Annotated in this window: 18 protein-coding genes and 1 tRNA gene; 8 read left to right on the top strand and 11 right to left on the bottom strand. The window is 62.8% G+C overall.

What is annotated here, in order from left to right; translation table 11 throughout:
- Positions 1-183 precede the first annotated feature (183 nt).
- Genes JQK88_RS06395 through JQK88_RS06415 form a run of 5 tightly spaced genes read left to right on the top strand, consistent with a single transcriptional unit; the run spans position 184 to position 5,423 of the window.
- Positions 184-1,782 (top strand): ABC transporter substrate-binding protein, encoded by a 1,599-nt coding sequence (locus JQK88_RS06395; RefSeq protein WP_203277786.1) that lies wholly within the window; start codon positions 184-186, stop codon positions 1,780-1,782.
- A 47-nt stretch (positions 1,783-1,829) separates the two neighbouring features.
- Positions 1,830-2,837, top strand: a complete 1,008-nt coding sequence (locus JQK88_RS06400; protein ID WP_192249812.1) for an ABC transporter permease subunit — start codon at positions 1,830-1,832, stop codon at positions 2,835-2,837.
- 26 nt (positions 2,838-2,863) lie between these two features.
- Entirely contained in the window at positions 2,864-3,748 is an 885-nt protein-coding gene (locus tag JQK88_RS06405; protein WP_246501501.1) for an ABC transporter permease subunit, read from the top strand.
- Positions 3,748-4,593 (top strand): ABC transporter ATP-binding protein, encoded by an 846-nt coding sequence (locus tag JQK88_RS06410; RefSeq protein ID WP_112560673.1) that lies wholly within the window; start codon positions 3,748-3,750, stop codon positions 4,591-4,593. Before JQK88_RS06405 ends, JQK88_RS06410 begins: the two co-directional genes overlap by 1 nt.
- A complete protein-coding gene (locus tag JQK88_RS06415; RefSeq protein ID WP_203277787.1) occupies positions 4,593-5,423 on the top strand; it encodes a dipeptide ABC transporter ATP-binding protein in 831 nt (276 codons plus the stop codon). Before JQK88_RS06410 ends, JQK88_RS06415 begins: the two co-directional genes overlap by 1 nt.
- A gap of 120 nt (positions 5,424-5,543) precedes the next feature.
- On the opposite strand, the gene JQK88_RS06420 is transcribed toward JQK88_RS06415, so the two are convergent.
- The 5 genes from JQK88_RS06420 to JQK88_RS06440 form a co-directional block, all read right to left on the bottom strand.
- Positions 5,544-7,340 carry an ABC transporter ATP-binding protein gene (locus tag JQK88_RS06420; RefSeq protein ID WP_203277788.1) on the bottom strand — a complete coding sequence of 599 codons (1,797 nt, stop codon included), beginning with the start codon at positions 7,338-7,340 and terminating at the stop codon, positions 5,544-5,546.
- Complete coding sequence (locus JQK88_RS06425) at positions 7,340-8,386, bottom strand: glycosyltransferase family 2 protein (protein ID WP_203277789.1); 1,047 nt, start codon at positions 8,384-8,386, stop codon at positions 7,340-7,342. The genes JQK88_RS06420 and JQK88_RS06425 overlap by 1 nt, the downstream gene beginning before the upstream one ends.
- The gene (locus JQK88_RS06430) at positions 8,383-9,495 is read right to left on the bottom strand and encodes a glycosyltransferase family 2 protein (RefSeq protein WP_203277790.1); all 1,113 of its coding nucleotides are present in this window, start codon (positions 9,493-9,495) and stop codon (positions 8,383-8,385) included. Before JQK88_RS06430 ends, JQK88_RS06425 begins: the two co-directional genes overlap by 4 nt.
- Positions 9,492-10,658 (bottom strand): acyltransferase family protein, encoded by a 1,167-nt coding sequence (locus JQK88_RS06435; RefSeq protein ID WP_203277791.1) that lies wholly within the window; start codon positions 10,656-10,658, stop codon positions 9,492-9,494. The genes JQK88_RS06430 and JQK88_RS06435 overlap by 4 nt, the downstream gene beginning before the upstream one ends.
- Before the next feature lie 722 nt (positions 10,659-11,380).
- Positions 11,381-11,456: transfer RNA gene (locus JQK88_RS06440), tRNA-Thr, on the bottom strand.
- A 352-nt stretch (positions 11,457-11,808) separates the two neighbouring features.
- Between JQK88_RS06440 and JQK88_RS06445 the strand changes: the two genes are divergently transcribed.
- Complete coding sequence (locus tag JQK88_RS06445; RefSeq protein ID WP_203277792.1) at positions 11,809-13,038, top strand: hypothetical protein; 1,230 nt, start codon at positions 11,809-11,811, stop codon at positions 13,036-13,038.
- A 10-nt stretch (positions 13,039-13,048) separates the two neighbouring features.
- On the opposite strand, the gene JQK88_RS06450 is transcribed toward JQK88_RS06445, so the two are convergent.
- Together JQK88_RS06450 and JQK88_RS06455 are read right to left on the bottom strand one after the other, a co-directional pair.
- Entirely contained in the window at positions 13,049-14,644 is a 1,596-nt protein-coding gene (locus JQK88_RS06450; RefSeq protein WP_192249825.1) for a cisplatin damage response ATP-dependent DNA ligase, read from the bottom strand.
- Position 14,645: 1 nt separating this feature from the next.
- Positions 14,646-15,656 carry a ligase-associated DNA damage response exonuclease gene (locus JQK88_RS06455; protein ID WP_203277961.1) on the bottom strand — a complete coding sequence of 337 codons (1,011 nt, stop codon included), beginning with the start codon at positions 15,654-15,656 and terminating at the stop codon, positions 14,646-14,648.
- A 104-nt stretch (positions 15,657-15,760) separates the two neighbouring features.
- On the opposite strand from JQK88_RS06455, the gene JQK88_RS06460 reads away from it, so the two are divergent.
- Positions 15,761-16,690, top strand: coding sequence for a methyltransferase domain-containing protein (locus JQK88_RS06460; protein ID WP_203277793.1), 930 nt, complete (start codon positions 15,761-15,763; stop codon positions 16,688-16,690).
- Positions 16,691-16,798: 108 nt separating this feature from the next.
- Positions 16,799-17,158, top strand: a complete 360-nt coding sequence (locus tag JQK88_RS06465) for a hypothetical protein (protein WP_203277794.1) — start codon at positions 16,799-16,801, stop codon at positions 17,156-17,158.
- A 12-nt stretch (positions 17,159-17,170) separates the two neighbouring features.
- Here the strand turns inward: JQK88_RS06465 and JQK88_RS06470 are convergent, their stop codons facing one another.
- The 4 genes from JQK88_RS06470 to JQK88_RS06485 are packed head-to-tail and all read right to left on the bottom strand — an operon-like array spanning position 17,171 to position 22,013.
- Positions 17,171-18,112 carry a 2-hydroxyacid dehydrogenase gene (locus tag JQK88_RS06470; RefSeq protein WP_112560682.1) on the bottom strand — a complete coding sequence of 314 codons (942 nt, stop codon included), beginning with the start codon at positions 18,110-18,112 and terminating at the stop codon, positions 17,171-17,173.
- 39 nt (positions 18,113-18,151) lie between these two features.
- Positions 18,152-19,780, bottom strand: coding sequence for an ABC transporter ATP-binding protein (locus JQK88_RS06475; RefSeq protein WP_203277795.1), 1,629 nt, complete (start codon positions 19,778-19,780; stop codon positions 18,152-18,154).
- Positions 19,777-20,916 (bottom strand): ABC transporter permease, encoded by a 1,140-nt coding sequence (locus JQK88_RS06480; protein ID WP_192249839.1) that lies wholly within the window; start codon positions 20,914-20,916, stop codon positions 19,777-19,779. Before JQK88_RS06480 ends, JQK88_RS06475 begins: the two co-directional genes overlap by 4 nt.
- Positions 20,916-22,013 carry a microcin C ABC transporter permease YejB gene (locus tag JQK88_RS06485; RefSeq protein ID WP_192249842.1) on the bottom strand — a complete coding sequence of 366 codons (1,098 nt, stop codon included), beginning with the start codon at positions 22,011-22,013 and terminating at the stop codon, positions 20,916-20,918. Before JQK88_RS06485 ends, JQK88_RS06480 begins: the two co-directional genes overlap by 1 nt.
- Positions 22,014-22,015 lie beyond the last annotated feature (2 nt).

Genomic DNA, 22,015 nt, shown 5'->3' on the forward strand with positions numbered 1-22,015 from the left:
CGTTAACAATCTCGTGATTAGCAGATTTTGCTATTTCTTTCTGAAATCGAGCAAAAGCCGAGAAATATTTTCTGCTTACGGTGGGGTAGGCAAACAGGGTGTTCCAAAGCCGGAAAAACGGTGCTTATATGCGCGCTTCGCGAGCCTGATAGAGGGGCTTGGAAGAACATCAGGGAGTGCTCAATGAAAAAGAAACTGACTTTTGCAGCCGCGTTGCTGGCTGCAAGCGTCCTCGGCGGCGTGGCCAATGCCAAGACGCTGGTCTACTGCTCGGAGGCCTCGCCGGCTAACTTCGACCCGGGTACCACGACGGGCGGCAACGACTTCGACGCCTCGTCGCGTACCGTTTATTCGCGCCTGGTCGAGTTCAAGCATGGCGGCACCGAGATCGAGCCCGGCCTCGCCGACAAATGGGAGATTTCGGACGACGGCCTGGTCTATACTTTCCACCTGCATCCAGGCGTGAAGTTCCAGACCACGGATTTCTTCAAGCCGACGCGTGACCTCAATGCAGACGACGTCGTCTTTTCCTTCGATCGCCAGTTCAACAAGGAAAACCCCTGGAACGGCGAAAAGTACCTGCCGAACCTGACCTGGGACTACTACACCGGCATGGACATGCCGAAATACGTCGCCAAGTGGGAAAAGGTCGACGACCTGACCGTCAAGCTGACGCTGACCGAGCCGAACGCGCCGATGCTGGCCAATCTCGGCATGGACTTCGCCTCGATCGTGTCGAAGGAATATGCCGACCAGCTCGAGAAGGAAGGCAAGATGGCCGACTTCTCGACCAAGCCGATCGGCACTGGTCCGTTCCAGTTCGTCGACTACCAGCTGGATTCGGTGATCCGCTATGCGGCCAACCCGGATTACTTCAAGGGCAAGGAAAAGATCGACGATCTCGTCTTCGCCATCACCCCTGACGCGACCGCACGCATCCAGAAGGTGCTCGCCGGCGAATGCGACATCGCGCCCTATCCGAATCCTGCCGACATCGGCACGATCAAGGCCAATGCCGACGTGACCCTGATGGATCAGGCCGGCCTGAACATCGGCTATATGAGCTACAACACCACCATCCCGCCGCTCGACAAGCCTGAGGTGCGCCATGCACTCAACCAGGCGATCGACCGGGCATCGCTCATCAAGTCGCTGTTCCAGGATGCCGGCGCCACGCCGGCCGAAAACCTGATCCCGCCGACCATGTGGTCATGGAACAAGGACGTGAAGTCCGACGCCTATGATCCGGAAGCGGCCAAGAAGGTGCTGGCCGATGCCGGGCTGAAGGAGATCCAGCTCTGGGCCTCCGATCGCGTTCGTCCCTACAACCCGAACTTCCAGCGTGCCGCCGAGCTGATCCAGGCTGACTGGGCCAAGGTCGGCGTCAAGGCGGAGATCGTCAGCTACGAGTGGACGAAGTATCGCGAGGAAGGCAAGAAGAAGGAACGCCCCGGCGCCTTCCAGATCGGCTGGACCGGTGACAATGGTGATCCGGACAACTTCTTCGCCACCCTGTTCGCCTGCTCGGCCATCGGCGTGTCGAACTACTCCAGCTGGTGCGACAAGGACTTCGAGGACCTGATCCAGAAGGCCAAGAAGACCAGCGACCAGGCCGAACGCACCAAGCTCTATGAGCAGGCGCAGGTCGTCTTTGCCAAGCAGGCTCCGGCCTTCCTCATGGCACACAGCCAGGTTTACGCAGTCGTGCGCAAGAATGTCAGCGGTTACATGATGGACCCGCTTGGCATTCATCGCTTCGACGGCGTCGACAAGGCCGAATAGAACTGTTAGGCGGGCGGCGCGCAATCAAGCGCCGCCCCCTTTTCAAGATGCTCCGATATCTCCTCAACAAAATCGTCTTGGTGCTCCCGACGCTGATCGGCATCACCATCTGTGCCTTCGCTTTCGTCAGGCTGCTGCCCGGTGATCCCATTCTTGCCATGGCCGGCGAGCATGGCGTGTCGCCCGCGCGCTACGAAGAACTGAAGGAACAGTTCGGCTACAATCTGCCGATCTGGCAGCAATACGCGCATTATGTCCGCGATGCTGCGACCGGTAATTTCGGCGTCTCGATCTCGTCCAAGCGCCCCGTCATCGAAGATTTCATGACGCTCTTCCCGGCAACCATCGAGCTCTCTGTCTTCGCCATGATCTTCGCCATGCTGCTGGGCATTCCCGCGGGCATCTTCGCCGCGGTCAAGCGCGGCTCCTGGTTCGACCAGGGGCTGATGGGCACAGCCCTTGTCGGCTATTCCATGCCGATCTTCTGGTGGGGCCTGCTGCTGATCATCTTTTTCTCCGGCTATCTCGGCTGGACCCCGGTTTCCGGCCGCATCGGCCTGCAGTTCTTCATCAAGCCGATCACCGGCTTCCTGACCCTCGACAGCCTGCTCTACGGCAAATGGGATGCTTTCCGCTCGGCATTGAGCCATCTGGTGCTGCCGACAATTGTGCTCGGCACCATCCCGCTGGCGGTGATCGCCCGCCAGACGCGCTCGGCCATGCTCGAAGTGCTGGGCGAGGACTATGTGCGGACCGCCCGCGCCAAGGGGCTGTCGTCGTCCCGCGTCATCGGCGTGCACGCGCTGCGCAATGCGCTCATCCCGGTGGTCACCACCATCGGCCTGCAGGTCAGTACGCTGCTCGCCGGCGCCATTCTCACCGAAACCATCTTTGCCTGGCCGGGCATCGGCAAGTGGATGGTCGATTCCATATCCAAGCGCGACTATGTCGTCGTGCAGTCGGGCTTGCTGTTGATCGCCCTTATCGTCATGGCCGTGAACCTGATCGTCGACGTGCTTTATGCCGTCATCAACCCGCGCATTAGGGCAGCGTGATGAGCCAGTCGACCGAAATCGCCCCGATGGCCGCCGGCAATCCTGATCGCCTGACTGGCTTCAGGACCTTCTGGCACTATTTCTCGGTGAACCGCGGCGCCGTCATCGGCCTGTTCGTCTTCATCCTGCTGGTGCTGGCAGCTCTGTTTGCCCCGCTGCTGGCGCCCTATGCGCCCGACATCCAGGACAAGACCGCTTTCTTGCGGCCGCCGGCATGGCAGGCGGGCGGCAGCGCCGAATATCTGCTCGGCACCGACGCGGTCGGCCGCGACATGCTCTCGCGCCTGCTCTATGGCGCGCGTTTCTCGCTGCTGATCGGCGCCGTCGTCGTCACGCTGGCACTTACCGGCGGCATCACACTCGGCCTGCTGGCCGGCTATTTCCGCGGCTGGGTCGACGTGGCGATCATGCGCGTCATGGATTTGATCCTGTCCTTCCCGTCGCTGCTTTTGGCGCTGGTTCTGGTCACCATCCTCGGCCCCGGCCTGTTCAACGCCATGCTGGCCATTGCGCTTGTCCTGCAGCCGCATTTCGCGCGCCTGGTGCGCGCCGCTGTCATGGCCGAAAAGAGCCGTGAATATGTGGTCGCTGCCAAGGTTGCCGGCGCGGGACATATCCGGCTGATGCTGCGCACCATCCTGCCCAACTGCCTGGCGCCGCTGATCGTCCAGGGCACGCTGTCCTTCTCCAACGCCATCCTCGAGGCGGCCGCTCTCGGCTTCCTCGGCCTCGGCGCCCAGCCGCCGACGCCGGAATGGGGAACCATGCTCGCCTCGGCGCGTGAATTCATCCTGCGCGCCTGGTGGGTGGTAACCTTCCCTGGCCTCGCCATCCTCATCACCGTTCTGGCCATCAACCTGATCGGCGACGGCCTGCGCGATGCGCTCGATCCGAAGCTGAGGAGGTCGTGATGGCGCTGCTCAACATCCGCAATCTCGTCGTCGAGTTCCAGACCGCATCCGGCCCGTTCCGCGCGGTCGACGGCGTCTCGCTCCATGTCAACGAACGTGAAGTGCTTGCCATCGTCGGCGAATCCGGCTCCGGCAAGTCGGTGTCGATGCTGGCGGTGATGGGCCTTTTGCCGTGGACCGCGACGGTCACTGCCGACGAGATGAGCTTCAACGGCCGCGACCTCCTGAAGATGAGCCCGGCCGAGCGCCGCAAGATCGTCGGCAAGGACATGTCGATGATCTTCCAGGAGCCGATGGCCAGCCTCAATCCTTGCTTCACCGTCGGCTTCCAGATCGAGGAAGTGCTGCGTTTTCATATGGGCATGGACAAGGCCCAGCGCCGCGAGCGCGCCATCGAGTTGCTGACGCAGGTCGGCATTGCCGAGCCGGCGGAACGGCTGAACTCGTTCCCGCACCAGATGTCGGGCGGCCAGTGCCAGCGCGTCATGATCGCCATCGCCATCGCCTGCAATCCCAAGCTTCTGATCGCCGACGAGCCGACCACCGCGCTCGATGTCACCATCCAGAAGCAGATCCTCGATCTGCTGGTGTCGCTGCAGGTCAAATACGGCATGGGTCTGATCATGATCACCCACAATATGGGCGTCGTGGCCGAGACCGCCGACCGCGTCATCGTCCAGTACAAGGGCCGCAAGATGGAAGAGGCCGACGTGCTGTCGCTGTTTGAATCGCCGAAGAGCAATTACACCCGAGCGCTGTTGTCGGCGCTGCCGGACAACGCCGTCGGCGACAGGCTGCCGACCGTCTCAGACATGCTGTTCGAACCGGCCGCCGGAGTCGCCTGATGAGCATCAAGGTCGTCGAAGGCAAGAACATCAAGCGCGACTATCACGTCGGCGGCGGCCTGTTTCGCGGCGCGCGCACCGTGCATGCGGTCAAGGGCGTCTCGTTCAGCGTCGACAAGGGCAAGACGCTGGCCATCGTCGGTGAAAGCGGCTGCGGCAAGTCCACGCTGGCGCGCATCATCACGCTGATCGATCCGGCAACGTCGGGAGAACTGTTCATCGACGGCAACAAGGTCGACATCGCCAGGAACGGCCTGACCAAGGAGATGCGCCGCAAGGTGCAGATCGTCTTCCAGAACCCTTACGGCTCTCTCAATCCGCGCCAGAAGATCGGCGATGTTTTGGGCGAACCGCTGCTCATCAACACCGACAAGCCGGCCGAAGAGCGGCGCGACCTCGCCATGAAGATGCTGAAGAAGGTCGGCCTCGGAACCGAGCACTACAACCGCTACCCGCATATGTTCTCGGGCGGCCAGCGCCAGCGCATCGCCATCGCCCGCGCACTGATGCTGAACCCGAGCCTTTTGGTGCTCGACGAGCCGGTCTCCGCGCTCGATCTTTCGGTGCAGGCGCAGGTGCTCAATCTGCTCGCCGACCTGCAGGACGAATTCCAGTTGACCTACGTCTTCATCAGCCACGATCTGTCTGTCGTGCGCTACATCGCCGACGATGTGATGGTGATGTATTTCGGCGAGGCGGTCGAATACGGCTCGCGCGACGAGGTCTTTGCCGACCCCAAGCACCCCTATACGAAGACGCTGTTCGCCGCGACGCCGCGCGCCGACGTCGCCTCGATCAAGGCGCGGCTGGCGAAGAAAAAGGCTGCCTGACCTCCCTGGCAATGCTTTTGCACAATCGGAAATGTGTCGCGGCGGTGGTTTGCCGGCAGGATTGATCGCAATCCGCGAGCTGCCGGGCGCAGGCCGCGTCGCAGATTCGGATGCGCCCCGTTACTCACCCGCTCCGTGTTGGTAAAGCTCGTCCATGCTAAGCTTTGCCAGCGTTGCGAAGGGGGCCTGTTTCTTCACCCGGCCGCGGCTCAAGATCACAACGTCGTCGCAGAACGAGATGGTGCTGTGGTGATGGCTGATGACAATGGTGGTGCGGCGGCCGGCCCGCGACTTCAGCGTCTCGACAATAGCGGCTTCCGACAACCCATCCACCGCACTGGTGGCTTCGTCGAGGATGAGGATATCGGGATCGCGCACCAGCGCCCGCGCCAGCGCAATCCTTTGCCTTTGTCCGGCTGACAGATTGACGCCCCGGTATCCGACAAGTGTCGCGTAACCCCGCGGCAGGTGCTCGATGAATTCATGTGCCTCGGCCAGCTTTGCGGCGTGCATGGCATCGCTGGCCGACGCCGTGTCGTGGCCGTAGACAATGTTTTCAAAAATGGTGCCGTCGACCAATTCCAGCTCCTGGCTGGCCAAGGCAATGTTCCGCAGCCACTGCCTTGGGTCGATTTCACCCAGCGGTGCCCCATCGACGAGGATCCTGCCGCTGTCGGGTTCGATGAAGCGGCACAGGAGATTGACGATCGTCGTCTTGCCGGCGCCCGAGCGGCCGATCAGCGCCGTCGAGCGGCCGCTGCGGATGTTGAACACCGCCTGATGCAGCACCGCCTCGCGCGCGTCGGGGCCCGGCAGGGCACCGGAATAAGCGAAGCTCACATCGTCGAAGCTGATCCCTTGGCGCAAACCGTCGAACGGCAGGCTGCCCTGCGGCGCCTCGGGCTTGTCGGAAGGATCGAGCAGCCATTGCACCTCCTCCAGCGAGCCGCTCATGCCTTGCAGCTGACTCCACGACATCTGCAAGGCGCGCATATGCGGCTGCAGCCGGTAGAGCAGGATAAGGAAGGCAACGGTCAGCGGGAAGCTCACATTCGCCAGCCAGGCTCCGATCACCACCGCCAGGAACAGCATCGCGTGCAACACCTCGGTCAGCGGCGGCAAGACGCCCTGGCGGATTGAAAGCGCGAAAGCCGCCCGCCGCACCCCGTCGGACGCCTTGGCGAAAATCGCCTTTTCGCGGTTCTCCTGCCCGAAGATGCGGATCAGGCGCCCAGCATGCACCAGATGCAGCATCTGCGACGCGAGTGCGCTGTTGCGTGAGACGACGCTGCGGCTCGGCGCCTTCAGATTGGACGACAAAATCCCGTGCGCCAGCTGGACAAGTGCCAGCCCCAGCGTCACCAGCAGCGTCATCTGCCAGGACAGGAGCACGAGGAAGGCGAGCAGGATGACGGCGGCCGAGGCACTGACGATCGCGCCGAGCAGGGCCTGGATAGCGTCGGATGCTCGCCAGGATTCGTTGGAGATGATGTTGAGCAGCCGCCCGGGGCTTTGCTGCAGGAAAAAGGGGTAGCCGACCCTGAGCAACTGCTCCGACAGTGCGCTGCGGATCGAATAACCTGCCTTGCCGTAGATGAAGCTGGTCAGCAGCGTGTTGGCGAAGGCAAAGACATTCTTCAGCACGATCGAACCGAGGATGGCGGCCGAAATGGCGATCAGCCGCTCGCGCTCGCCGAGGTCCGCTCCAACCTGCTGGAGGAGGGCGGAGAAACCGGCCATGCCTGATGTTTCCCCACGCCCCATAATGATGCCGAGCAGCGGAATGATGAGGCCGATGCCGAGGCCTTCCAGCGCGGCGCCCGCAAGCCCGAGCCCCACCACGATGGGAACGAGCCGCAACAGCCTGCCACCAAGCGCGCGGCGCAGCATTGGCAGGGCTGACGGAATCCGTGACATTATCGCGCTCTGGCCTCCGCATTGGCTTCGCTGGCTTGCCGGTCTTGGCGCAGCGGCAGCCGTTTTGGCCATCCCATCATGACGAGCAGCGCAAATCTGGCGGCACCTGCCAGATTCATGACGACAATAGGCCAGTGCGACAGATCGAGGTCGCGGTCGAAGCGAGGACGGCCCGCCAGTTCCTTGAGCGCGGCCCGCGCGGACCAATAGACATGGCGAAGCAGCCAAGGGGCGTGGCGGACATGTTTCAGGCACAGTGCACCATTACCGAGGCTATAGTCGCGGTGCAGCTTGTCGATCGATTTGCGGTCTCGCCGGCCGTGATGATGCAAGACCGTCATGTCGGGCACATACTCGACCGGCATGCCGAGCAGCATCGCCCGCACGAGATAATCCGTATCCTCAGCCGAGCGTAGCGGGCCGCCAGCGCCGAAGCGTTCGTCGAACGGCCCGATGCGGGCCGCAACGTCGCGGTGCATGGTCATGTTGCAGCCGAGCACGAAGCCGCCTGGGTGGACCGCCGGGGTCAGCCGCTCGCGTGCCTCGCAGCGCTTGATGGTGAAGGGCAGGTCCCGGGCATCACCGAGCTCGACGCGACCGCCGCGGATCAGCCATTTCTCGCCGCTCCGGTAGTGCCGCTCGAGGTCGCGGAGATAGTTGCGATCGAGCTTGCAGTCATCGTCGATGAAGACCAGCACGCGGCCTCGCGCTCGCGCCAATCCGGCATTGCGGGCAGCGGCTAGTCCGGGACGGGGTTCCGAGACGGCTGTGACCGGGATGTCTGACGTTTCGGCGATACCGGCCAGCCGCTTTGACGTGCCGTCCCGTGAACCGTTGTCGACCACCACCAACTCAGCCGCGAAGGCGGCGTGCGCCCGGCATGCAGCCTGGATCGACGCTATGCAGGCCTCCAGCACAGCGGCGCGGTCGCGCGTGCAGACGATGAAGCTGACCTCGAACGACGGCCGCTCCGATCGGGGAGTTGTCGGGACAGGCGCACTCGCAAACGGGTGATCGCGCAGGAGCGGGTGGGGCCTGTCGGTCATACTATTCCCCGCTGATAACGCGCCAGCACCGCTTCGGCCGGCGTAGTTTTGAAGAAGTACTCCACCGCGTCCGCCCGCTTTCCGGCCGCTATCGAGGCCAGGCTGAGCCAGGGCGCCCAGACGCCGGGACGCAGCGCATATTGTTCGCGGCGCCGGATGAAGTTCCATCTCGCTGTCCGCGTGAGCAATTCGTGCGTCAGCGGCGGTTCTCTTTCGTCGCTGACGAGCTGGTAGAGGAAATAGAAAAGGTTCAGCGCGCCGGCCTCGAAGCTTGGCCGTGTGCTGGCCGGCAGCGTGGAAATCCGCTCTTCCAGCGCACGGATGAAACTGGCTGCGCGCGCAACCGTGTCGAACGAGACGATCTCGCCGATGTCGCGCAGATCCGCAGTGGCTTCCGCGAGCCCCTCACGTTGGAGATTTTCGGCCACGATCCGCAAATGCGTCCTGCGCATTTCCTTGGCATGCCGCATGGTCACGCTTCCAGCATGGATGCGATAGACGAGCAGGTTCTCGGGTGAGATGGTCGCTGGGAAACGGTGAGCAAGCCGCCTGAAGAGATCGAAATCCTCGGCGTGCCTGTATTTTGGATCGTAATAGAGATCGTCGTTCCCTATGACCTTCCTGTTGTAGACCACCGTCGGATGCATGAATATCGTAAAGAACATCGACAATATGTCGAGCCGGCCGGATCGGAACGCCGGGTCGAGCCTGCCCTTGGCGATACGGCCGTGAAGCAAGGTATCGACGCAGGCGCCGCAGAAGCCGAGCTCGGGACGCCGCTCGAACAGTGCCACCTGGCGCGAGAGGCGCCAGGGATAGGCGACATCGTCCGCGTCCATTCGCGCAACCAGCTCGCCCCGGGCCAGTCGTAGTCCTTCATTGAGGGTGGCGACGAGGCCGCGGTTTTCACGCGAGATGACAGAAACGCGATTGTCGGCCCGGCAGTATCGTTCGAGGATCTCGAGCGAATTGTCAGTCGACCCGTCATCGATGGCGATGACCTCCAGGCGATCGTAGTCTTGCCGCAGAATGCTCCCGAGCGCAGCGGCGAGATAAGGCCCGGCATTATAGACCGGCAGCAGGACGGTGACGAGCGGCGCGGCGGTCATCTCTGCGCATCCGTTGGCTGGAGATCGAGGGCGGCGCGGCCATCGGGGGATCCGCTGGCCACCCTGCCGAGCCAGACGGCATCGCCGGCGCGTGCCTGGGAGCGGCGGCGCGCGACATAGGGGAAGCGACGCTTGAGGCCGTTGAGCGGCCTTTCGAAAACCGTCCACGAGATCGAAGCGACGGCGATCGTGGCGGTGCTCGCGACCAGGAACCGCCCTGGCCCCTGCTCCGAGACATTGAGCGGAATCCAGGGCTGTGACTTGACGGCGAGCGACAGAAGGATCGGATGGTAGAGATAGACGCCGTAGCTGATGCGGCCCAGTGACAGCAGCGGCGGCAGTTCGAAAACCCTGCCGAGGGCGCCGCCAAGGCCGGCTGAACAGGCGGCGACAACGGCCACCAGCGGCACCAAGGGCAGGATCTGCAGCAGCGCCCAGCGGGCCCATTCCAGCATGGGATCGGCCGGTGCTGGGACAAGCCATTCAATCGCCAGGAAGATGGCCGCAAGGGCTGGCCAGCCTAGCCGCATCCATTGCGGCAAGCCAGCGCCTCTGGCCCGCCGGCAGGCAAGCAGAGCACCCAGGGCCAGCGCATCCATCGATGCCGGCGGCAGCAGGTCGCGCGCCAGCGCCGGGGTGGCGGTGATCGGCCAGTAGAAGCGATAGGCCAGCGACAACAGGATGACACCGATAGTGATCGATTCCACGCGCCGGCGCGGTGCCAGAAGCACGACCAGCGGCCAGGCGATGTAGAACTGCTCCTCGATGCTCAGGCTCCAGAAATGGCAGAGTAGCCAAGGTGTCCATTCGTTGCGCAGCGCGTACCAGAAATTCGACAGGTAAAGCGCATGCCAGGCGAGCGATCCGCGGGACTGCTCCAGATCGGTCAGCCAGACGAACCCGAGCACGGCGAAATAGGGCGGGAATATGCGCAGCGCGCGCCTGATGTAGAAGGATCTCAAGGCAGGACCGGCTTCGAATTCGGCCGCGGCGCGGGCTTCGAGCAGCAGTCGGGTGATCAGGAAGCCGCTCAGCACGAAGAACAGCCGCACGCCGATATGGCCCCAAAAGGAGGACCCGTTGGGTGCCAGGAAATGAGAATAGAGAACCATCGTGACAGCGATGGCGCGCAACGCGTCCAGCTGATTGTCGCGCGCGACCATTAGCCATTTCCGCCGGTCTGAGATCTCCGATGAAGCCGGCGGCCCGGCAGGTCTGCCAGCGTTGAGAGTGCGCAGACAACATCAAACCCGCGCCTTGTGCGCGAGGCAGCCTCGAAATCGGTAGTGGCCAGCGAAAAACTCAAGCTGGTCACCTTGGCGGAATCCTCCACGGCGCACGTCCTGGTACCGAATCCCCCCAGGAAATGGTGTAGCCGGGCAATGGTGCAGTGCAACACAAAATATCTTCCGAACTGTAATATTCATGTGAGTGAATGCTTAAAAATGGATATGATTGGCAAATGCGCTATGTCGTTGACGGATTTTCTCGCGCGCCACGCCCGTCGGACGAGTTGTATCATATCACGAATACCTGCTTTAATTGCATGCCTAGAATCTGCGTGGCTTGACTGTCTTCAGTAGGCTATAAAAATAGGTTAAGAAGATTGGTTCTGTATTTTATGATTGAAGTTTATATTGACGAATAATCGGCAAGATCGAAACTATTGATTTTGCGCGACGCAGCATAATCGATGGCCAAGCGTCTGACGACGCAGTCCTTCCCGATAGCGCGACAATCCCGGTGCTGGGAGCTGACAACCGGAGACATCCGCACCAGTGGCGGCAGCGATATGGCGCATGTCGACGCGGACAGGGATGCGTTTGCGTAGGGAGTGACGTGGATTGGCCTTGCGGCCGTCGCGCGCTTGCGTCGGATGGGGAACTGGTGCCGCTTAGGTGACTCGAACACCTGACCCCATCATTACGAATGATGTGCTCTACCAACTGAGCTAAAGCGGCCCGGGAAGCGCAGGGCTTCCAAGATCGGCTGGGTGATAGACTCAACCGGCCGCTAATTCAAGATGGGCTACCGCGATTTCAAGGCGGTATCCGGCAAATCGTCCCGGCATTTTCCGTTTGCGCTGGAGGGAACCACGTCTCGTTTCGTTTTTCGATCGCGTGGGAATATCTCGGCGGTCCGCGCGTAAATTGCCCGGGAAGGTGACGAAACAGGCTGATTTTATTGTCAAAACCCTGGAAATTGGCTTTCAACGCCCCGCCGAGGCAGAATGCGGACGCTCGCCCGTTGATTGATTGGTCGCCTGCGGCTAACGATCATGGCAATGTGAGCGAACGGACAGGGGAAATTCGCTTGGACGCGATCGAAAAAGCGATCCGCAACGCCTTCGAGAAAGGCAATGCCGAGGACCGGGCGTTTCGCGAAAGGGTCTATCGATCGGCCTTCGCGGCGCTTGACCGCGTCCTCCAGGCCAATCCCGGCGTGACGGTGGAAGCCGCCATCAAGCGCCGCAAGGCGGTGCAGGAAAAGATCACCGAGATCGAATCGGAATTCCTGCCGGCGGTCCCCGATGTCGCCGCGCAGACGCAGAGCGCTGCGCAGACGCAAGACGCTGCGCAGACGCAAGGCGCCGCTCAGGCCCAAGATACTGCGGAGACGCAAGGCGCCGCCGAAGCGCCTGCGGTCGATGCCCCTACAGGCGTCGCGGCCGGCCCGTCGCCGGCGATCGTCGTTGATGGGCCGGTTCAGCCCGATGCATCCGACGCGCCGCGCTCGCGCGTGCTGCCGGTCGTCCCCGACATCATGCCCGACGCCACGCTTCCCGGCGCCCCGGCGATCGACATGGCCGATTCCGCGACGGCCGAGGCCGCGACGGAAGTGGCGCCTGACCGCGACGAAAGGCGGATAAGAGGCCGCCGCCTGCCACTGACGGCGATCTTCTTTGGCGTCACTTTGCTCGCTGCCGCCGGCATCGGCCTCTATTTCGCCGTCCAGACCGGTGTCTTCAAGACGCCGGCGCAGCTCGACACGGCCCCGCCCGAGGCGCCGCCGACGGTCGACGATGACGATTTCACGCCGCCTGCCGATACAAACGCGCCGCAGCAGCCCGGCGCGCCGCTACAGCCCGGTGCGGCCGAACAGACGCGCGACTGGATCAACGTGTTTACGCCCACCGATCCGACGCATGTCGCAACGCCTTCCGACGCCAAGGCCGATGTCGTGCAGGACGACACCGGCTCCTTCCTGCGCATCCGCTCCGGCGCGTCCGGCTCGGCCATCAGCTTCGATGTCGGGCAGGGCGTGCTGGAGAAGCTTGCCGGCAAGCATGCCGTGTTCGACATCGTCGCCCGTGCCGAGGACGGCAAGGACACGCAGATCTCCATCGACTGCAATTTCGGCGATCTCGGCGATTGCGGCCGCAAGCGCTATGCCGTCGGCCAGCAGCGCAACGAATATCTGTTCGACGTGAAGTTCCCTGACAAGCCCCCGGGCGCGGCCGGCAGCATCGCCATCAACTCCGACTTCGACAAGCAGGGCAAGGCGGTCGATATCTACGAGATCCGCGTCTCGATCGAGCCGTAAACTACGCCTATCAATCCAACAGTGCCTGCAGCGTCTCGATGCGGTCTGCTTCGGCCGTCGGCTTGTCCCAGCGCAACCGCGAAATGCGGGGAAAGCGCATCGCGACGCCGGATTTGTGCCGGGTCGAGCGGTTGAGGCCTTCGAACGCCACCTCCAGCACCAGGCCTTGCTTGCGGTCGGCGCGCACCGAGCGCACTGGGCCGAAACGCTCGACCGTATTGTCGCGGACAAATTTGTCGATCTGCTTCAGTTCCTCGTCGGTGAAGCCGAAATAGGCCTTGCCGACCGGCACCAGTTCCTCCGCGCCTTCCGGCCCCGACCAGACGCCGAACGTATAGTCCGAATAGAAGCTGGAGCGCTTGCCATGGCCGCGCTGCGCATACATCAGCACGGCATCGACCGTGTGCGGATCGCGCTTCCACTTGAACCACGGGCCTTTCGGCCGTCCCGCGAGATAAGGCGAATCCCAGCGCTTCAGCATGACGCCTTCGATGATCGGGTGCGGCGGTGCCCGGCGCATTTCTTCCAGAGCCTGCCAATCGGTGAAGTCGACCAGCGGCGAAAGATCGAAGCGGCTGGGGTCGAGCGTCTTGATGAAGGCTTCGAGGTGAACTCGTCGCTCGCGAAAGGGCAATGCGCGCAAATCCTCGCCGTCGATCTGCAGTACATCGTAGCAGCGCATGAAGGCCGGGTATCGTTGCTGGATCTTCGGCGTCACGCTCTTGCGATTCAGCCGCTGCTGCAGGTCCGAAAAGGTCCCGGTCGCCGCAGGCTCACCGACCAGCAATTCGCCATCGAGCGCGGCGGAAAAATTCATGGCTTCGGCAAGATCGGGAAAGGCGCCGGAGACATCGTCACCGGTGCGCGAATAGAGCCGGCGCACGCCGCCCTCGCACACTGCCTGGACGCGGATGCCGTCCCATTTCCATTCGGCGGCATAGTCGGCCGGATCGAGCTTTTCGAGATCGCCGTCGCCGACCGGGTTCGACAGCATCACCGGGCTGAACAGGGCGAGCGCCGTCCGCTGCGGCTTTTCGGCCTTGCCTTCCAGCCAGGCGAACAACGAGATGTAAGGCGGTGTCAGGCCGTGCCACAGCTCCTCGATCTCGGCGACATCGACCTTGCCGAAATCGGCCAGCGCCTGTTTGGCCAGCCGTGCCGAAACGCCGATGCGCAGGCCGCCGGTGACCAGCTTGATGATGGCGAAGCGCGCCGAAATGCCGGCGCTGTCGAGCAGCCCGGCCAGCACCTTGGGCCCGTCGGAGCGGCTTGCCGCCTGCAGTTTGGCCACAACATCGCTAAGCGTCGGTTCCCGATTGGGGATATGGCCCGGCGTTTGCGGCCAGACCAGCGACACGGTTTCGGCGAGGTCGCCGACATAGTCGTAGGAATAGCCGAACAGCACCGGGTCCATGCGCTCGGTGACCAGCGTGCGCAGCATGGCTGGCTTGACCGCTGCGATGTTGAGGTCGCCGGTAATCGCCGCCAGTGCTAGGCCGCGGTCGGGATCCTCGACGCTGCGGAAATAGTCGACCAGCAGCGTCAGCTTGCCGTTGCGCGACGGCGTCAGCACCAGGCGGTCGAGGAGTTCGGCGAAGCGGTTCAACTCAATCGCCCTCGTCCTCATAGCCGACCAGATGCAGCGGCCGCGCGGCGATGCCTTCCAGCTCACACCAGCGCACCAGCGCTTCCTCGCGGCCATGCGTCACCCAGATTTCGCCGGCACCCGTTTCCTTGATGGTGGCGATCAGCTCGTCCCAGTCGGCATGGTCGGAGATGATCAGCGGCAGTTCGACGCCGCCTTGCTTGGCGCGCTGGCGGATTCGCATCCAGCCGGAGGCAAAGCACGAGATCGGGTCGGGAAAGCGCCGCGCCCAGCGGTCGGCAAAGGCCGATGGCGGGCCGACGACGATGGCGCCGGTGAAATCCTGCTTGCCGCCGCTGTCCACCGTTGCCGGCTCCAGCGTGCCCAAGTCGATGCCCTGGCTCTGATAATACTCGCTGAGCTTGGCCAGCGCGCCGTGGATATAGATCGGCCTGTCATAGCCGGCATCGCGCAGCAGCCGCATCACCCGCTGCGCCTTGCCCAGCGCATAGGCGCCAACCAGATGCGAGCGCTCGGGAAACTGCGCCGCCGATTTGAGGAGACGAGCGATCTCTTCCGTGTCGGGCGGATGGCGAAACACCGGCAGGCCGAAAGTCGCCTCGGTGATGAACACGTCGCATTTCACCGGCTCGAAGGGAGCGCAGGTCGCATCCTTCTGGCGCTTGTAATCGCCGGAGGCGACGATGCGCCTGCCCTTGTGCTCGACCGCGATCTGCGCCGAGCCCAGCACATGGCCGGCCGGATGAAAGGTAACGGTGACATCGTTCAGCGCCATTGCCGCGCCGAGGGCTGCTGCCTGCGTCGTCCCGGCAAAGTCCTCGCCATAACGCAGTCCCATAATGTCGAGCGTTTGTTGCGTCGCCAGCACCGAGCGGTGGCCGGAGCGGGCATGGTCGGAATGGCCATGTGTGATCAGGGCCCGATTGACCGGCCGCACCGGGTCGATGAAGAAATCGCCGGGCGGGCAATAGAGGCCCTCCGGCCGGGGATGAAGCAGGTCTCTGGCGCGCATCTCGTCAAGATAGTGGCTAATTCCGGCACGGGAAGCCTGTTGCAAGAGACTGCTGACTCGTCCTACAGCCAGCCACCGGCCGCATCAGCCGGCAGGCCATCGCCATGCAAACGCTGAAAACCTCGTCCGGCGACCTGACCGCCGACCGCCGTGCCGACTATGCCGAGATGCTTTTCGGCTCGGGCGACCCTGCGGCAGCAGCGGAATTGCTGCTCGGCGCGCTGGAACTGGCGCCGCAATGGGCGGCGGGCTGGTTCCGCCTCGGCGAGATGCAGGAGACAAGGGAGCAGCTCGACCTGGCGGCGCAGGCCTGGGCGATGGCGCTGAAACTCGACCCGGCGGATCGCCTGGGTGCCGCGCTGAAGCTGCAACTGATCGGCAAGGCGCCTGCTGCCGCGGCGCCACCCAGCGCCTTCGTCGAAACGCTGTTCGACCATTATGCCGAAAGCTTCGAGGGCGAGCTGGTCAACAAGCTCGGCTACCGGCTGCCGGAGTTCCTCGATCATGCCATTCGAGCGGCAAGGCCCGGTCGTTTTCCGCTAGCTCTTGACCTCGGCTGCGGCACCGGCCTGATGGGCGAAAGACTGCGGCCGGTCGCCGATCGGCTGGAGGGCTACGACATTTCTGCCGCGATGCTGAAAAGAGCTCGCGCCAAAGGCGTCTACGACCTGCTTGCCAAGGCTGACCTGCAGCACTTTGCCTACGTCGGCCCGAAAGCCGATCTGGTGGTGGCGGCCGACGTGTTCATCTATGTCGGTGCGCTCGACGGCGTGGTGAAGGCCGTCGCCGGCATTCTGGCCGCCAATGGGCTGTTTGCCTTTTCCGTCGAGACGCCAGGCGAAGGCGAGGCGGCCGGTGAGGCCGGTTTCGCGCTGCGGCCATCGCGCCGCTACGCCCATTCTCAAGCCTATGTCGAGCGGGTGCTTACCACCAGCGGTCTGTCGGTGCTGTCCGTGCAGCCCACGGTCATCCGCTTGGATCGCCGCCAGCCGGTCGATGGGCTGGCCGTGCTGGCGACGCTATCTTCCGGCTGATGTCTCGTCCTGTTCGAAAATGTGAATAGGATTTTTTCGGCTGGCGCGGCATCAGATAGGATATCTGCCGAGAGAAGGTCCGCTCGGTTCGGCATTGAGGAGAAACGGATGCGCTGGAATATGATGGTCTTGGCGTCTTGCCTGGCGATGACCGGCTGCATGGGCAGTTCGATGTCCGAACGGCAGGACCAGGACGTGCAATCGTCACTGCAGTATGACAGCGTGCCTTGCGATCAATTGCTGGCGCAGCGCAACGGGCTGGCGCAGCAATATCATCTTTCGACGGATGCAAAGCCAAGCTTCTCCAATCCGGCGATGGGCTTTGGCCCGTTCACGCCGGATATGCGTTCCAAAAGCAAGCGTGACACCGATCTGGCAAGCGGCAAGATCGACGCCATGAACCGCTCACTAGAACGCCGCGACTGCGGCAAGCCCAACAAGCAGAAGAAGTTCGCCCTGCCCAGCTGAACCTGGACTTTCTCAGTAACCGGCCTTGCGATCCACCAGATTGTCGAGCTTTTCGCCGCGCTCGAAGGCATCCATCTGGCGAAGCATGATCGGCGCCAGGTGAACGGGGTCCGAGGTTGCCGCCGCATGCGGTGTCACGAACACTTTCGGATGGCCCCACAGCGGGCTGGTTTTCGGCAGCGGCTCGACCTCGAACACGTCGAGGCTTGCCTCCTTCAACGTGCCGTCATCCAGCGCGCGCAAAATGTCTGCGTCCTTTTGCAGCCGGCCGCGCCCGGCATTGATCAGCACCGAGCCGCCAAGGCCATTGCGCTTGCGCAGTTCCTTCAGCACGCCATGGTTGATGATGCCTTGCGTGTCCGGCGTCAGTGGCAACAGCACCACCAATATGTCGGTGGCGTTGAGGAAGGGGATCAGTCCGGCCTCGCCGGCATAGGTCGAGACGCCTTTCATGGTCTTGTCGTTGCGCGACCAGCCATTGACGGCAAAACCGAGCGACAACAGCACCGACGCGGCCGCACGGCCGAGATTGCCGAGCCCCATAATGCCGACCGAAATGTCGCCGGCCGGCCGTTGCGGCGGCTCGTGCCAGATCTTCTTCGGCTGTTGGGCGCGGTAGAGCATGCCCTGGCGGTGATGGTCGAGCACCCGCCACACGACATATTCGGTCATGTACTGGGTAAGATTGTCGGCGACCACTTTGACGATCGGCACGTCGGGCAAGCCGGGATCGGCGAAAATGTGATCGACGCCGGCGCCGATCGAGAAGATGGCACGCAGATTGGGCAGCGACTTCAGGAGGTTCGGCTTCTGCTTCCACACCACCGCATAGGTGATCGACGGGTCCGAAGCACCGTCCGGCTCCAGCACCACCTCGCGTTCCGCCGACAGCAGCTCGCGCCAGCGCTGCGGATGAAAGCCGGTGACGGCAAGCAGGATTTTGCCTTTTTCCATTTGCGGATTTTTCTTCCCTGTTAGTCCAGCCTGAACCCGTTATTCGCTGACGATGCCGACCGGCGCCGTCTCGATCCTGAACGCGGCCGAGATCAGCGCCTTGGTATAGTCGGTCTGCGGCCGCTCGAAAATCTGTTCGGACGGGCCGGCTTCGACGATCTTGCCATTGCGCATGACGATGACGTCGTTGGCAAGGGCGCGAATGACTTTCAGATCGTGGCTGATGAACAGATAGGCAAGGTCATGCTTGGCCTGCAGATTGCGCAGCAGGTCGACCACTTGCGCCTGCACGCTCATGTCGAGCGCCGAGGTCGGCTCGTCCAGCATGACGAAGCGCGGATTGAGCACCATGGCGCGCGCTATGGCGACGCGCTGGCGCTGGCCGCCGGAGAATTCATGCGGATAGCGGTTCCTGGTTGCGGGATCGAGCCCGACCTCCTTCAGCACGTCGACTATCTTGTCGTCGCGCTGGTCGGGCGAGAGTTTCGGCTCGTGGATCTTCAACCCTTCCTCGATGATTTCCGACACCGACATGCGCGGGCTGAGCGAGCCGAACGGATCCTGGAAGACGATCTGCAATTCGCGCCGCAGCGGCCGCATGGCGTTGAACGACAACTGGTTGATGTCGCTGCCGTTGAACTGGATGGTTCCCGTCGACGAGATCATCCGCGCCAGCGCCAGGCCGAGCGTGGTCTTGCCGGAACCGGATTCGCCGACGACGCCAAGCGTCTGGCCGGCGCGCACGGTGACATCGATGCCGTCGACCGCCTTCACATTGTCGACGGTGGTGCGGAAGAAACCCTTCTTGATGGGAAACCAGACCTTGATGTCCTTGCCGGTCATGACAGGCTTGGCGGCGGCGTTTGCGGCCGGCGGCTTGCCTTTCGGCTCGGCGGCCAGGAGGTGCTTGGTATAGGCGTGCTGCGGGTTGGCGAAGATGTCCTTGGTCGGCCCGGTCTCGACGATCTTGCCCTTGGTCATCACGCAGACCCGGTCGGCGATCTTGCGGACGATGCCGAGATCATGGGTGATGAACAGCATCGACATGCCCTTGCGGGCCTTCAGCCCCGCCAGCAATTCGAGGATCTGCGCCTGCACGGTAACGTCGAGCGCGGTGGTCGGCTCGTCGGCGATCAGCAGTTCAGGCTCGTTGGCCAGCGCCATGGCGATCATGACGCGCTGACGCTGGCCGCCGGACAATTGGTGCGGATAGGCGTCGAGGCGCTTTTCCGGCTCGCGAATGCCGACCTCGTTGAGCAGCGCCAGCGTCCGCGCCTTGGCCTGGCGGTCGCCCAACCCCTGATGCAGCGCCAGAATCTCGACGATCTGCTGCTCGATCGTGTGCAGCGGATTGAGTGAGGTCATCGGCTCCTGGAAGATCATGGTGATCTTGTTGCCGCGCACGCTGCGCAACTGCTTTTCGTTCATCGCCAGCAGGTCGGCGCCCTGGAACAGGATCTTGCCCGAGGGATGGCTGGCTGTGGGATAGGGTAGCAGCTTCAGCACCGACAGCGCCGACACCGATTTGCCCGAACCGGATTCGCCGACCAGCGCCACCGTCTCGCCCTTGGCGAGGTCGAAGGAAATGTGATCGACGGCGATCGACTGGTTGCCGCCTTGCGTGAAGGCAACGCTGAGATGGCGGACTGAGAGCAGGGGCTCGCTCATCGGAACGCCTTGCGCGGATCGAACGCGTCGCGCGTCGCCTCGCCGATGAACACCAGCAGCGATAGCATCAGCGAGATGACGACAAAGCCGGATATGCCAAGCCAGGGGGCATTGAGGTTGCTCTGCGCCTGTTTTAGCAGTTCGCCGAGCGAAGCGGTACCTGGCGGCAGGCCGAAGCCGAGATAGTCGAGCGAGGTCAGCGTTGAGATTGAGGCGCTGACCAGGAAAGGCATGAAGGTCAGCGTCGCCACCATGGCGTTGGGCAGAAGATGGCGCAACATGATGGTGCGGTTGGACACGCCAAGCGCGCGGGCAGCGTTGACGTACTCGAAGTTGCGGGCGCGCAGGAATTCGGCGCGCACCACGCTGACCAGCGACGTCCAGGAGAATAGCAGCATCAGCCCAAGCAGGATGAAGAAGCCCGGCGGCAGGATGGCGGCGACGATGAGCAGCAGATAGAGCAGCGGTATCGCTGACCAGATTTCTATGAAGCGCTGAAACAGAAGGTCGGTCCAGCCGCCGAAATAGCCTTGCAGCGCGCCGGCCGCGACGCCGATCACCGACGAGCCCGCGGTCAGGATCAGTCCGAACAGAACGGAAATCCTGAACCCGTAGATGATGCGCGCCAGCACGTCGCGCGCCTGGTCGTCGGTACCCAGCCAGTTCCAGTTGCCGACAATGCAGTCGGGATCGGCAGCGCCCTGCGGATACTGGCTGCATCGCATTTGCGCGTCGTATTCCCACGACGGTTTTGCCGGAGCGGCGTCGGGGATCGCATTGTTGACGGTGCGGTAGGAATAGCGGATCGGTGGCCAGATCATCCAGCCATTGGCGTTGATCTCGTCGCGGATGACCGGGTCGCGATAGTCGGTGACGGCGTAGAAACCGCCGAATTTTTCTTCGGGGTAGGCGACCGCCACCGGGAACAGGATCTCGCCCTTGTAGTAGGCGACGATCGGCCGGTCGTTGGCGATCAGTTCGGCAAACAGCGACAGCACGAACAGAGCGAGGAATATCCACAACGACCAGTAGCCGCGCCTGTTGGCCTTGAAGTTCTGCCAGCGCCGCAGGTTAAGCGGTGACAGCCAGGGTCGCGCGATCCTCGTCGGAGTCGTCTCGGCTGCGGCCTGCGTCATCAGACCTCTCTCCGCTCGAAATCGATGCGCGGATCGACCCATGTGTAGATCAGGTCGGACAGCAGCGTCACGAACAGCCCAAGCAGCGAAAACATATAGAGGTTGGCGAACACCACCGGATAATCGCGCGCCAACACGGACCTGAAGCCGAGCAGCCCGAGACCGTCGAGGGAAAAGATGTTCTCGATCAAAAGCGAGCCGGTGAAGAAGGCCGAGATGAAGGCAGCGGGAAAGCCGGCAATGACGATCAGCATGGCGTTGCGGAACACATGTCCGTAGAGCACCCGCCGCTCCGACAGGCCCTTGGCGCGGGCGGTCACCACATACTGTTTACGGATCTCTTCCAGGAAGGAGTTCTTGGTCAGCAGCGTCGTCGTGGCGAAGGCCGACAGCACCAGCGCCGTCAGCGGCAAGGTCATGTGCCAGAAATAATCGACGATCTTGTCCGGCCACGACAATTGGTCCCAATTGTCGGAGACGATGCCGCGCAGCGGGAACCAGTCCCAGAACGAGCCGCCCGCGAAAAGCACCATCAGCAATATGCCGAACAGGAAGGCCGGTATGGCATAGCCGATGATGATAACGCCGCTGGTCCAGACGTCGAAGGCGGAGCCGTCCTTGACCGCCTTGCGGATGCCGAGCGGTATCGAGATCAGATAGGACAAAAGCGTGATCCACAATCCGAGCGAAATCGATACCGGCATTTTTTCCAGGATCAGGTTGAGCACCGAGATGTCACGGAAATAGCTGTCGCCGAAATCGAAGCGCGCATAGTTCCACAGCATCATGCCGAAGCGTTCGAGAGGCGGTTTGTCGAAGCCGAACTGCTTTTCCAGCTTCTTGATGAATTCCGGGTCGAGCCCTTGCGCGCCGCGGTATTTCGAGCCGACATCGCCGGCCACATCGAAATTGCCGCCACCTCCTGCATCGCCGCCGCCGCTGCCGAGACGGTCGCTGCCGCCCTGGTTGGTCAAGCTGGCGATGACCTGCTCGACCGGTCCGCCCGGTGCGAATTGAGTGACGACGAAAGCGACCGCCATGATGCCGAACAGGGTCGGGATCATCAGCAGGATGCGTCGCAGTATGTAGGCGCCCATCA

The sequence above is a fragment of the Mesorhizobium caraganae genome (assembly GCF_016836705.1).
GTDB lineage: Bacteria > Pseudomonadota > Alphaproteobacteria > Rhizobiales > Rhizobiaceae > Mesorhizobium > Mesorhizobium caraganae.

Excerpts from the sequence above, each read along its gene's own strand:
- JQK88_RS06470 (WP_112560682.1), bottom strand. The coding sequence starts at position 18,112 with ATGGAAAAAGGCAAAATCCTGCTTGCCGTCACCGGCTTTCATCCGCAG.
- JQK88_RS06405 (WP_246501501.1), top strand. The coding sequence starts at position 2,864 with ATGGCCGCCGGCAATCCTGATCGCCTGACTGGCTTCAGGACCTTCTGG.
- JQK88_RS06480 (WP_192249839.1), bottom strand. The coding sequence starts at position 20,916 with ATGACGCAGGCCGCAGCCGAGACGACTCCGACGAGGATCGCGCGACCC.
- JQK88_RS06475 (WP_203277795.1), bottom strand. The coding sequence starts at position 19,780 with ATGAGCGAGCCCCTGCTCTCAGTCCGCCATCTCAGCGTTGCCTTCACG.
- JQK88_RS06435 (WP_203277791.1), bottom strand. The coding sequence starts at position 10,658 with ATGGTCGCGCGCGACAATCAGCTGGACGCGTTGCGCGCCATCGCTGTC.
- JQK88_RS06430 (WP_203277790.1), bottom strand. The coding sequence starts at position 9,495 with ATGACCGCCGCGCCGCTCGTCACCGTCCTGCTGCCGGTCTATAATGCC.
- JQK88_RS06465 (WP_203277794.1), top strand. The coding sequence starts at position 16,799 with ATGCGCTGGAATATGATGGTCTTGGCGTCTTGCCTGGCGATGACCGGC.
- JQK88_RS06425 (WP_203277789.1), bottom strand. The coding sequence starts at position 8,386 with ATGACCGACAGGCCCCACCCGCTCCTGCGCGATCACCCGTTTGCGAGT.
- JQK88_RS06400 (WP_192249812.1), top strand. The coding sequence starts at position 1,830 with ATGCTCCGATATCTCCTCAACAAAATCGTCTTGGTGCTCCCGACGCTG.
- JQK88_RS06410 (WP_112560673.1), top strand. The coding sequence starts at position 3,748 with ATGGCGCTGCTCAACATCCGCAATCTCGTCGTCGAGTTCCAGACCGCA.
- JQK88_RS06395 (WP_203277786.1), top strand. The coding sequence starts at position 184 with ATGAAAAAGAAACTGACTTTTGCAGCCGCGTTGCTGGCTGCAAGCGTC.
- JQK88_RS06420 (WP_203277788.1), bottom strand. The coding sequence starts at position 7,340 with ATGTCACGGATTCCGTCAGCCCTGCCAATGCTGCGCCGCGCGCTTGGT.
- JQK88_RS06460 (WP_203277793.1), top strand. The coding sequence starts at position 15,761 with ATGCAAACGCTGAAAACCTCGTCCGGCGACCTGACCGCCGACCGCCGT.
- JQK88_RS06485 (WP_192249842.1), bottom strand. The coding sequence starts at position 22,013 with ATGGGCGCCTACATACTGCGACGCATCCTGCTGATGATCCCGACCCTG.
- JQK88_RS06415 (WP_203277787.1), top strand. The coding sequence starts at position 4,593 with ATGAGCATCAAGGTCGTCGAAGGCAAGAACATCAAGCGCGACTATCAC.
- JQK88_RS06455 (WP_203277961.1), bottom strand. The coding sequence starts at position 15,656 with ATGCGCGCCAGAGACCTGCTTCATCCCCGGCCGGAGGGCCTCTATTGC.